This is a genomic window from Mesorhizobium sp. YR577 (genome assembly GCF_900116595.1).
In the GTDB taxonomy this organism is placed as follows: domain Bacteria; phylum Pseudomonadota; class Alphaproteobacteria; order Rhizobiales; family Rhizobiaceae; genus Mesorhizobium_M.
In genome coordinates this window covers 206,606-217,677 of record NZ_FPBI01000008.1, presented here as the reverse complement: position 1 = coordinate 217,677, position 11,072 = coordinate 206,606, and the positions used below count along the sequence as shown (strand labels likewise).

Annotated in this window: 12 protein-coding genes; 7 read left to right on the top strand and 5 right to left on the bottom strand. The window is 59.9% G+C overall.

The genetic code is table 11. The features are described from left to right. Window positions 1-248: 248 nt before the first annotated feature. Together BM413_RS13890 and BM413_RS13885 are read right to left on the bottom strand one after the other, a co-directional pair. Window positions 249-1,367: an ABC transporter substrate-binding protein gene (locus BM413_RS13890; RefSeq protein ID WP_091914092.1), complete on the bottom strand. Its 1,119-nt coding sequence runs from the start codon at window positions 1,365-1,367 to the stop codon at window positions 249-251. A gap of 323 nt (window positions 1,368-1,690) precedes the next feature. Further along, window positions 1,691-1,957 (bottom strand): SEL1-like repeat protein, encoded by a 267-nt coding sequence (locus BM413_RS13885; RefSeq protein WP_091913932.1) that lies wholly within the window; start codon window positions 1,955-1,957, stop codon window positions 1,691-1,693. A gap of 445 nt (window positions 1,958-2,402) precedes the next feature. On the opposite strand from BM413_RS13885, the gene BM413_RS13880 reads away from it, so the two are divergent. After that, window positions 2,403-2,744 carry a DUF2147 domain-containing protein gene (locus BM413_RS13880; protein WP_091913930.1) on the top strand — a complete coding sequence of 114 codons (342 nt, stop codon included), beginning with the start codon at window positions 2,403-2,405 and terminating at the stop codon, window positions 2,742-2,744. A gap of 55 nt (window positions 2,745-2,799) precedes the next feature. Here the strand turns inward: BM413_RS13880 and BM413_RS13875 are convergent, their stop codons facing one another. Beyond that, complete coding sequence (locus BM413_RS13875) at window positions 2,800-3,504, bottom strand: glutathione S-transferase family protein (protein WP_091913928.1); 705 nt, start codon at window positions 3,502-3,504, stop codon at window positions 2,800-2,802. Between the two features lie 171 nt (window positions 3,505-3,675). On the opposite strand from BM413_RS13875, the gene BM413_RS33115 reads away from it, so the two are divergent. The 4 genes from BM413_RS33115 to BM413_RS13860 all read left to right on the top strand — a co-directional run bounded on the left by BM413_RS33115 (window position 3,676) and on the right by BM413_RS13860 (window position 6,794). Then, window positions 3,676-3,840, top strand: coding sequence for a hypothetical protein (locus BM413_RS33115; RefSeq protein ID WP_162931644.1), 165 nt, complete (start codon window positions 3,676-3,678; stop codon window positions 3,838-3,840). Window positions 3,841-3,871: 31 nt separating this feature from the next. Then, window positions 3,872-4,066 (top strand): hypothetical protein, encoded by a 195-nt coding sequence (locus BM413_RS13870; RefSeq protein WP_091913926.1) that lies wholly within the window; start codon window positions 3,872-3,874, stop codon window positions 4,064-4,066. Between the two features lie 69 nt (window positions 4,067-4,135). Then, entirely contained in the window at window positions 4,136-5,638 is a 1,503-nt protein-coding gene (locus BM413_RS13865) for an AMP nucleosidase (RefSeq protein ID WP_091913924.1), read from the top strand. A 124-nt stretch (window positions 5,639-5,762) separates the two neighbouring features. Beyond that, window positions 5,763-6,794, top strand: a complete 1,032-nt coding sequence (locus BM413_RS13860) for an endonuclease/exonuclease/phosphatase family protein (protein ID WP_091913922.1) — start codon at window positions 5,763-5,765, stop codon at window positions 6,792-6,794. Window positions 6,795-6,805: 11 nt separating this feature from the next. Here BM413_RS13860 and BM413_RS13855 read toward each other — a convergent pair whose 3' ends face one another. Further along, window positions 6,806-7,402: a DUF922 domain-containing protein gene (locus BM413_RS13855; protein ID WP_244537866.1), complete on the bottom strand. Its 597-nt coding sequence runs from the start codon at window positions 7,400-7,402 to the stop codon at window positions 6,806-6,808. 145 nt (window positions 7,403-7,547) lie between these two features. Continuing rightward, window positions 7,548-9,227 carry an electron transfer flavoprotein-ubiquinone oxidoreductase gene (locus tag BM413_RS13850; RefSeq protein WP_091913920.1) on the bottom strand — a complete coding sequence of 560 codons (1,680 nt, stop codon included), beginning with the start codon at window positions 9,225-9,227 and terminating at the stop codon, window positions 7,548-7,550. A gap of 322 nt (window positions 9,228-9,549) precedes the next feature. Here BM413_RS13850 and BM413_RS13845 point away from each other — a divergent pair, with 322 nt between their 5' ends. Further along, the gene (locus tag BM413_RS13845) at window positions 9,550-10,152 is read left to right on the top strand and encodes a hypothetical protein (protein ID WP_091913918.1); all 603 of its coding nucleotides are present in this window, start codon (window positions 9,550-9,552) and stop codon (window positions 10,150-10,152) included. A 35-nt stretch (window positions 10,153-10,187) separates the two neighbouring features. Further along, window positions 10,188-11,066, top strand: coding sequence for a uracil-DNA glycosylase (locus BM413_RS13840; protein ID WP_091913916.1), 879 nt, complete (start codon window positions 10,188-10,190; stop codon window positions 11,064-11,066). The last annotated feature ends 6 nt before the right edge of the window (window positions 11,067-11,072 follow it).

Genomic DNA, 11,072 nt, shown 5'->3' with positions numbered 1-11,072 from the left:
CGGAAGCCTTCATTCTGAAACGCGCCCACACTTCAAGATCAGGATCGTAAGGCGCCAACCTCCCTCATCCTGAGGTGCGAGCTTAGCGAGCCTCGAAGGGCGCACCGAGGACAGTTTACTTTTTGCCCCTTGCGCGAGATCGCAATTGCCGCGCCCTGCCGAGGCAAAAAGTAAACTGTCCCCTGCACCCAAACGAAAATGGCCGGGACATGCCCGGCCATCAACGCATTTATCAGTATGGTTCGAGCTTACTGCGCGATGGGCGCGTATTTGCCGTCGTGCCACTGGTTGATGTCGTAGCTGGCGTTCTTGAGATCGCCCTTTTCGTCGAAGGTGACGTCACCAACCACGGTCTGGATCGGCTGGCCGTTCTTCAGCGCCTCGGCAACCTTCATCGGGTCGTCGCTGCCGGCGCGCTCGATGCCCTGCGCGAACGCCTGGATGGTGGCGTAGGAGAACAGGGTGAAGCCTTCCGGCACGAAGCCGCCGGCCTTGATCTTCTCGACGGCTTCCTTGGCTTCGGGCTTCGCCTGCGGGTCGGATGGGAAGACGAACATGGTGCCTTCACCGGCCGGGCCGGCGATCTGCCAGAATTCCGGCGAGGCGATCGAGTCAGGCATGATCAGCTGGAACTTGAAGCCCTGCTCGGCCGACTGGCGCAGCATCAGGCCGGCTTCGGGGTGATAGCCGCCGAAATAGACCACGTCTGCCTTCATTTCCTTCATCTTGGTCACCAGCGCCGAGTAATCCTTCTCGCCGGCGTTGATGCCTTCATACATAACCTCCTTGAGGCCACCTTCGTTCATGGTCGCCTTGACGGCATCCGCCACGCCCTGACCGTAGGCGCTCTTGTCGTGCAGGATGACGACGTTCTTGCCGGCGTATTTCTTGGCGATCCACGGACCGATGAAAGCGCCCTGCGCATCGTCACGCGTGTAGAGACGCATGATCGTCGGCCAGCCCTTCGCAGCCGCGTCGTCGGTCAGCACCGGGTTGGACGAAGCCGGGCTCATCATCAGCGCGCCGCTTTCGGCATAGACGGCCGATGCCGGAATGCTGGAGCCAGAGCAGGCGTGGCCATCGATGAACATGATGCTGTTGGCAACGATGCGGTTTGCAACCGACACGGCCTGCTTCGGATCACAGACGTCGTCCTCGACCGAGATCTTGATCTGGCGGCCCATGACGCCGCCCTTCTCGTTGATCGCCTTGGCGGCAGCTTCGGCGCCCTGACGGAACTGGTCGCCGATATTGGCAAGCTGGCCGGTCATCGGACCGACGACAGCAAATGTGATGTCATCGGCGTAAGCAGACGCTGACATCATGAGGCCGGCAAAGACCGCGCCCAGAAGTGTTTTCTTGATCATTTTCGTTTCCTCCGCAGCGTCGCCCTCGACGCCGAAAGTGACCCTGATATCGCAGGCACATGGCAAAGGCCACTCGCCAGATCGGCGATCCGGCAAGGCCAGCGGAAAAGATCGTGGAAAAATGAAAAAGCCGCGCCGGTGTGTTTCCACCGGTCACGGCTTTTGCTGGTTTCGCATTGCGGTCCCTGTTTTACCGCAAAACGCTGTAGTCGCCCGTTTTCGACATGCGCGGCTGGCCCGCCTCCAAGCTGCCGCGTTCTTTCTATTGAGACCCAGCCGTCTGCGCGGCTTGAGCCTTTTAATTCAAATCCTGGCCTGCACGATCAGTGCATGGTCATCCATTCGCGCGCTTCGCGCAGTGCCCTGGCGATTTCGAGCTTCGACATCGAAGCCGAAAGTTCGGAGCGCAGTTCCGCAGCGCGGGCCGAGCCCTTGATCGCGGCGATGTTGAACCATTTGTGGGCGGCGATGGTATCGACTTCACAGTCGCGGCCGGTCGCATACATCATGCCCAGTTCAAAAAGGATATCGGCCTGGGCGGTTGTTCCCATCGTGCCGAACCCGGCTTCAAGCATTTCAAAACGTGCCATTTCGAAGGTCCCTGTCCGTTGCTGGAAAGCCGCCTCTTTTGTCGTCCTGGGCTGCTCTTCCGATGCTTCGAAGAATGAACCTGAGCCTTGAATCCGTCGTTAAATCACGTGCTTAATTTGGCGCAAACAAAGTTCAAACAAGAGGTAAACGCCTGAATTTGTTAAGGATAGGGATGCGGGGATTCCGGGCTTTCTCAGAAAATTTGAAGAAAATGCATGCGGTGGAAGGAAACCCTTCCGTAACCACGAAAACCGGTCGCATGAGAGCCGAACATGAAAATCGGCCGGTTGCGGACCGTTTTGCCTCCGCAAAAAACCTGCTTTCCTTCCGCAAGGACACCGCTTTTGTTTTTCCAGCGACTGGATTAGCTTACGTTTGCGTAAACGGCGGAATGGCGGGAGAGAGCAGGCCGGACCGATAGACGCTCAAAAAGGGAGGACATCGATGTTTCGTAAGATGAGCATGGCAATTGCGGCGACGCTTTTGATGGCGGGCGCGGCCTATGCCGATCCGATCGAAGGCAACTGGAAAACAAAAAGCGGCGAAACCGCTGCCATCGCCAGTTGCGGCGGCGGCTTCTGCATCACGTTGAAGACAGGCAAATATGCCGGCAAGTCGATCGGCAAGATGAGTGCCAGCGGTGGCAGCAATTATTCCGGCTCGATCACCGACCCGGCTGACGACAAGACCTATTCCGGCTCGGCCTCGCTCTCCGGCGCGAAGCTGAATATGACCGGCTGCGCGCTCAAGATTTTCTGCAAGACACAGGTCTGGTCGAAGCTCTGACCCTTCGACCATAAAAAGGCCGCTGCCGGAAGTTTCCGCCAGCGGCCTTTTCACATCAGGCGCGGGCCTTCTGCCCGAACAGCACCTTCTGGGCTTCCTTGTCGTCGGCGAGATTGCGGCGGTGATCTTCACCGACAGTAATCGCCTTCTGGACTGCGGGACGCGCCAGAATGGCATCGAACCAGCGCTTCAGGTTCGGGAAATCCTCGATCTCCTGACCCTGGTTCTTGTAGGGCCTTACCCAGCCGATGCTGGCCATGTCGGCGATGGAGTAGTCACCGGCAAGGAATTCGCGGTCGGCAAGGCGCTTGTTCATCACGCCATAAAGGCGGTTCACCTCGTTCGTATAGCGGTCGATGCCGTACTGGATTTTTTCCGGTGCATATTGGCGGAAATGGTGCGCCTGCCCGGCCATCGGTCCAAGACCACCCATCTGCCAGAACAGCCACTGATCGACCTCGACGCGCAGACGCTCGTCGGCGGGGTAGAACTTGCCGAATTTGCGGCCGAGATATTGCAGGATCGCACCGGATTCGAAAACGGAGATCGGCTCGTCACCGGGGCCCTCGGGATCGACGATGGCCGGCATGCGGTTATTGGGTGCGATTTTCAGGAATGACGGCTCGAACTGCTCGCCCTTGCCGATATTCACATATTTGACCGTGTAGGGAACGCCGAGTTCCTCAAGCATGATCGTGATCTTCCAGCCGTTCGGTGTCGGCCAATAGTAGAGTTCGATCGGCTTGGTCTGCGTCGTCATGGGAGGGTTCTCCGTTTCGGGAATGCTTTCAGCACATAGGCAGGCGGCGGCGAAACACAAGCCAACAAACCGAACACGTCGATTAATAAAATTGAACCGAAGATGAACGGCCGTCTCAGAGGTCGTTCAGCCGCGTTCGGGCATTCTCCCCGTCATTGAAGGAGACACCCAATGCTTGCTCGCCGGTTCACCATAGTCTGCCTGCTGATGACCCTGTTCGGAATGACCTTCTCGATCCTGGTCGCGCAGGCAAACCGTTCGACGCGCTCCTGGGAACAGGGAATGACCAGACTCTGCTCCAACGATCCGACCTGCATCACAAGCTTCCGCCCGTAACCGAACACCGGACCAGAAAAGCACCACGTCCATGAACAAGATCGCCGCCACCTCGATGAATACCCTTCGGCTCCTGCCGCGGGCGGCGCTTATCCTGGCCATGCTGGCAGCTCCGGTCCTTGCTGTGCCCGCAGCCCGCGGCTCGACCGGCACGACGATCGAAGCACCGGCACACAAGAAGGTCGGCGCGGGGTTCGTCCTGCTGATGAGCCTGCAGCGCGGCTGACCAATAAAAAAGCACCGCTGACCCAGTCGTCCCCCTCCCAAGGTTGGAAGCAAGTCTCTATATTGGGTCATGGAAAAGAGAATCTACCCAGAACCCATTGAATTGATTGCCAGCCCGGAATCTTACGGGCTGCATAGCTTTAACGATGCCAACGAGGCCGTTGCGGCGCTCCAATTCCTTTACAGCCGAAACACCGCGTTTTTGCGGGACTCATTCACCGCCCTTGCAAATGGCGGTGATCTAAACAGGCGATATCGCGCCTTCTACCCCGAAGTCGGGGTAACGACTGCTTCCTACACGCAGGTCGATTCCCGCCAGGCCTACGGCCATATGCCTTTGCCGGGCCACTATGCCACGACCATCACCCGCCCGGATCTGTTCGAAAGCTATCTCCTCGAGCAGCTTGGCATGATCATGCGGAACCATGGCGTGCAGATCACCGTGTCGGAATCGGGAACGCCGATCCCGCTGCATTTTGCATTCCTCGAAGGCACCCATGTCGACGGATCGATTGCCGACCGCATCAAACGCCCGATCCGCGATCTCTTCGATGTGCCGGACCTCGATGGCACCGACGACCATATCGCCAACGGCACTTTCGAGTCCCTACCGGGCGATACGCGGCCGCTCGCGCCCTTCACCGCGCAGCGCATCGACTATTCGCTGCACCGCCTGTCGCACTACACAGCGACGGCGCCGAACCATTTCCAGAATTTCGTGCTTTTCACCAACTACCAGTTCTACATCGACGAGTTCTGCGTCTACGCGCGGGATTTGATGGCAAGTGGCGGTGGCGGCTACGACGAATTCGTGGAGCCCGGCCATGTCATCACCAAAGCCGGCGAAAACAGGCCGTCCGAGGGCGCGACGCCGCCGCGCATGCCGCAGATGCCGGCCTATCACCTGAAGAAGGCCGGCCATGCCGGCATCACCATGGTCAATATCGGCGTCGGCCCGTCCAACGCCAAGACCATCACCGACCATGTCGCCGTGCTGCGGCCTCATGCCTGGCTGATGCTCGGCCACTGCGCCGGCCTGCGTAACACGCAGGCGCTCGGCGACTATGTGCTGGCGCATGCCTATGTGCGCGAGGACCACGTGCTCGACGACGACCTTCCGGTCTGGGTTCCCATCCCGCCATTGGCCGAAATCCAGGTGGCGTTGCAGGAAGCGGTCGCCGAGGTGACAGGGCTTTCCGGCTACGAGCTGAAGCGCATCATGCGCACCGGCACAGTCGCGACCATCGACAACCGCAACTGGGAGCTGCGCGACCAGCGCGGCCCGGTTCAGCGGCTGTCGCAGTCGCGGGCGATCGCGCTTGATATGGAGTCTGCCACGATCGCAGCGAACGGCTTCCGGTTCCGCGTGCCTTACGGAACGCTGCTCTGCGTTTCCGACAAGCCGCTGCATGGCGAGCTGAAACTTCCCGGCATGGCCAGTGAGTTTTACAAGCGCCAGGTGGCCCAGCATCTCACCATCGGCATCAGGGCGATGGAGAAGCTGGCAGAGATGCCGATGGATCGCCTGCATTCACGCAAGCTTCGCAGTTTCTCGGAGACGGCATTTCAGTAGGAAAATCGAGATCAGAAAGGCCAAGGCCTCAACGGTCGAAAAAATTACAATAATCCACCCGGGCGAAGGGCTTCGCCCGATTGCATATCTTGAATGAGCCGCATTCTTGCCGATAAGGACGGGAATGAGTACAAATAACACACGAAACAAGCTGACCACGGGGGCGTTCATCGCCGTCCTCGTGCTTTCGCTACCCCTGATTGCCGGCTTCTTCGGAAGGCTGCACCCGGTTTTCGATTCCTTCGCTCATTTCCGCGTGCACCTTGCCGTGCTGATGGCAATTGCCGCGCTTCCCCTGTTTGCGAGCAGGTATCGGAAGGAAGGTGTGGCAGCATTGCTGCTGGCGGTTGCTGCCTTCGCGACGACATCGAATTCCCTCGGCCTCGGCGCGGTCCACGCCGGCAGCTTCCAGCCCAAGAGCGACGAGCAGCCGACCTACAAATTGCTGCAGCTCAACCTTCGCTACAACAACCCGGAACCGAACAAGGTGCTGTCACTGATCGGACGGCTTCGGCCGGACGTCGTGACGCTGGAGGAAGTCTCCGACATGTGGAAGGAGAAGCTGGCGCTGCTGTCGTCGGCATATCCCTACAGCATCATCTGCCCCTATCCCAACCGCGTCTTCGGCGTCGCGATCCTCTCTAGCCGGCCGATGGCTGACGGTGCCCAGGCGAATTGCTACGAACGCGGCTCGCTGGCCATCGCCCCGGTCAATTTCGGCGGCAAGACGGTGGAGGTAGCGGCACTTCATCTTGGCTGGCCGTGGCCGTTCAAACAGTCACGGCAGATTTCGGCAGTGGCCCAGCCACTGTCGCTGCTTGGTGGCACCGCATTGCTGGCCGGGGATTTCAACGCGACGCCGTGGAGTGCCGCGACCGCACGCGTCGGAAAGCTCGGCGATCTCACCATGGTGCCGTCGGTGGGCCCGACATGGCAATGGTGGCGGCTGCCGGAGTTCCTGCGCTTCAGCGGCTTGCCGATCGATCAGGTTTTTCACAAGGGCGACGTGATCGTGAATTCCGCGCACACGCTGGTGGAAGCAGGCTCAGACCACCTGCCCGTGCTGGTAGAGTTCTCGCTTAAGCCGACGGAAAAAGAACAGGAGACGGTTACCGCGACAGTCTCCGCCGGAAAACCTGTCCTTCCGAGTAGTTGACGTCCAGAACCTTATTTCTGCTTGGCGGTCAGCAGCGCAAGCATGCCGTCGACGTTGCCGCCATAGTGGTGTTCTTTAGCGTCGAACTGCCGCTGCTTGCCTTCATACGTTGACTCGACACCGCGAACGCGGCGCAGCCGCTCCAGGTTCGACTTCGAGCAATCGGGGTCATTGTCGTTGGCGATACCGGCCACGGCTTTTTCCGCAGCGTCGACCATTTCACGCGCTATGCGGCCATGGGTTTCTTCATGCGTGCGCACACTGTCCATGAATTTGGCCCAGCGTTTCTGCAGATCGGGCGACATCCCCCCCTTCACCCAGGGATAGCGGTACGTGATGTAAAGCGTTGCGCCGGGGTTCGCCACACGGCATCCGCCGCCTGATTTGTCCCACTTGGTGTTCCAGCGAAGGGAGTAACGCGTCTGCGCCATGGCGTGCACCATGTAGCCCTTCTTGGGGCCGGTTCGCTTCATGGCTGCAAGCAATTCTTCCCCGGTCTTGCCGGTGATCGTGTAGTTTTCTTTCATGACGACTACGTTTGAACCTGCCGAAGCGGCATTGGTCAGGCCGAGAACGGCGGCAAGCACTGCTACTCCAACACAACGCATGGCTTTGCTCCAGCAAGGAAAGCCAAGCCAAGCACATCGCCAGGGCGATTTCAACAATTTGTGAACCATAACGGCACAATTCATATTGCGCCGCCCGCACCGCCGTCATTTACGGCGGTTTCCCACAGTCACCGAAATATGACCGTCACATGCTGGTATAAACTGGACCCTCTCCGCCCTGCGGCGGCACCCAGTTGATGTTCTGGTTCGGATCCTTGATGTCGCATGTCTTGCAGTGGACGCAGTTCTGCGCGTTGATGACGAAGCGCACATTCTTCGCCGTAGGGTCGGCGGCAGCGTTGCCATCCTTGTCGACCCATTCGTAGACCCCTGCCGGACAGTAGCGCGTCGACGGGCCGGCGAAGACGTCATGCTCAGAGCGCTCCTGCAAGGGCATGTCCTTGACCTGGAGATGGACCGGCTGGTCTTCCTCATGGTTGGTGCTGGACAGGAACACGGACGATAGCCGGTCGAAGGTCAGGACGCCGTCCGGCTTGGGATAGGCGATCTTCTTGTGCTTGGCGGCGGGCTCAAGGGTCGCATAGTCGGCCTTGCCGTGCTTCAGCGTGCCGAAAGGCGAGACGCCGAACAGCGTGTTGAGCCACATGTCCAGACCGCCGATGCCGACGCCGATGATGGTGCCGAACTTCGACCATAGCGGCTTGACGTTGCGAACGCGCTTGAGATCCTTGCCGATGTCGGAGGCGCGCCACTCGTTTTCATAACCGACGAGCTCGTCGTTGGTGCGGCCGGCAGCGATGGCGGCGGCGGCATGTTCAGCAGCCTGGATGCCCGACAGAACCGCATTGTGCGAACCCTTGATGCGCGGCACGTTGACGAAGCCCGCGGCGCAGCCGATCAGTGCGCCACCCGGGAACGAAAGCTTCGGCACCGACTGCCAGCCGCCTTCGGTGATCGCACGCGCGCCATAGGAAATGCGCTTGGCGCCTTCGAAGGTGCCGCGGATCGCCGGATGGGTCTTGAAGCGCTGGAATTCCTCGAAAGGCGACAGATAGGGGTTCTTGTAGTTCAGGTGGACGACGAAGCCGACCGCGACCTGATTGTCTTCCAGATGATAAAGGAACGAACCGCCGCCTGTCTTCATGTCGAGCGGCCAGCCGAAGGAGTGCTGTACCAGTCCGGGCTTATGGTTCTCCGGCTTGACCTGCCACAGTTCCTTGAGGCCGATGCCGTACTTGCCGGGTTCACGGCCTTCGTCGAGCTTGTATTTGGCGATGACCTGCTTGGAGAGCGATCCCCGCGCGCCCTCGCCCAGCAGCACATATTTGCCGAGCAGCGCCATGCCGGGCGCAAACGCAGGCCCATGCGAGCCATCGCGCTCGACGCCCATGTCGCCGGTGATGACACCGGTCACCGCACCGGCATCGTTGTAGGTCAGGCTGGCGGCGGCAAAGCCCGGGTAGATCTCGACGCCCAGCGCTTCGGCATGACCGGCAAGCCAGCGGCAGACATTGCCGAGCGAGACGATGTAGTTGCCGTGGTTGTTCATCAGCGGTGGCATCAGGAAATTCGGCAGGCGGACGGACCCGGCCGGTCCCAGCACCAGGAAATGGTCGTCTGTCACCGCGGTCTTGAAAGGATGGCCCTCTTCCTCGCGCCAGCCGGGCAGCAGGCGGTCGATGCCGATGGGATCGACGACAGCGCCGGAGAGGATATGCGCGCCGACTTCACCGCCCTTTTCGAGAACGACGACGGAAAGCTCTGGATTGACCTGTTTCAACCGTATCGCAGCGGCAAGGCCGGCAGGCCCCGCACCGACGATTACTACGTCGAACTCCATGCTTTCGCGTTCGATCTCGCTCATCCAATCCTCCGCACTGGCTTTTGCCGATCAGGCAATTCTTGCTGGCTTCAGCGTTCCCTTAGCGCATCCGAAAGCGACGCGAAACCGCGCAACTGTCATATTCACATTGCGGATTTTGCCAAGCGTCGCCATTCGCCGCAGTCCAAGCTAAACGACGTTAACGTAAACGTCAATTAAAGCGGTAAGAAGCCTCGCAACAAAGCTCTGAACATCCCTGCTTTCATGGATTTTCGTCGGCGCACTTCTCGGTCATACTCACCAGATGCGGAAGGCTGAGATTTTCCGGTCCGTATCGTGGTTTCCGAGCTCGGCTTGCCGTGATTTGCTACGCATTCTCGCTTCTGCCCTGCTTCTGTTGCTTGTCTGCGCCATCAGCGTCGACGCGCAGGAGGAGAAACCTGAGGCCAAGCGCTGGCTTGCCGGCGCCTATTCCTTCTCTGACGAACTCGGCGGCTTCAAGATACGGGCGATAGGCGGAACGGGAACCCGAGAAGACCCGATCGTCATCGAAGAGGAACTGGTCTCGGCAAGTCCGGTAACGATGGTCATCCGCACGACCAAGCCGATCCGCCCGTTCGATTTCTCCGGCAAATATGCCAACGGCTTCATCCATCTGAAACTGATCATCTGGAACGGCAGCGAGCAGGCCTGGATCGAGGTCGAATTCGAGCTTCAGGAGATACTCGGCCAGCCGAGCCTGTTCGGCGACGGGCTTTCCTTCGATCAAAGGCGAACCGATTCCAAGAACATCTATTCAGACAGCTTTGCCGACTTCAGCCGGGATTTCGAGCCTTATGACAGGCTGCTCTACCGGAACGGCAAGGTGGACCCGCGCCGATCTGCCTCATTCGGCTTTCTCATCAGCGACTACACGCCGAAGCGGCAATTTTATCTGGTACAGGACCCACGCATCCCCTCGACCTGACTTGCTTTCGCAGCCGCCACGGAAGATTGTAGGACATGACTTCCATCGCCAGACAGGATCCGCCGGGACTTGCCGAGCTTTTCGTCTTTTATGCGGAGGCAGGCGCTTACGACGCGCTGACGGAAGAGCCCGTTGACCGTTTCGCGGAAGGCGCTCGGCTGGCGCAGCCCGCACAGCCACCGGCTCAAGACGGCGCGCGCCAGTCCCCTGTTTCCGAGGCGGCTCCCTCTGCTCCACGCACACCGTTTCGCGACCAGCAGGCAAGCCCGGCCCCACGGCCGGCGGCGACCGCTGCCGTCCCCGATGAGGCGCAGGCGGCCCTTGCCCGTGAACTCGCCGCCAACGCAAGCACGCTCGATGAACTGCGCCAGCACATGGCCGCGTTCGACGGCTGCAACCTGAAATTCACCGCCAAGAGCATGGTGTTTGCAGACGGCAACCCGGATGGCGCAGTGATGCTTGTCGGCGAAGCACCGGGGCGCGACGAGGACATTGAGGGCCTACCCTTCGTCGGACGTTCGGGCCAGTTGCTCGACCGCATTCTCAGCGCAATCGGCCTCGACCGAACCAGCGTCTATATCGCCAATGTCATTCCCTGGCGCCCGCCGGGCAATCGCACGCCGACGCCGCACGAAACCGAAATCTGCCGTCCCTTCATCGAACGGCAGATCGAACTGGCCAATCCGAAACTACTGGTAACGCTGGGTGGTCCGTCAGCAAAGACGCTGCTCAACACCACCGAGGGCGTTTTGCGGCTGCGCGGGAACTGGCGTTCGCACACCACGAAAACCGGCACGGTCATCCCGACCATGCCGACGCTGCACCCGGCCTACCTCCTGAGAAATCCCGCCCACAAGAAACTTGCGTGGCGGGACTTTCTGGAAGTGAAGGCCAGGCTCAGAAGCTTGACCTAAGTCTCT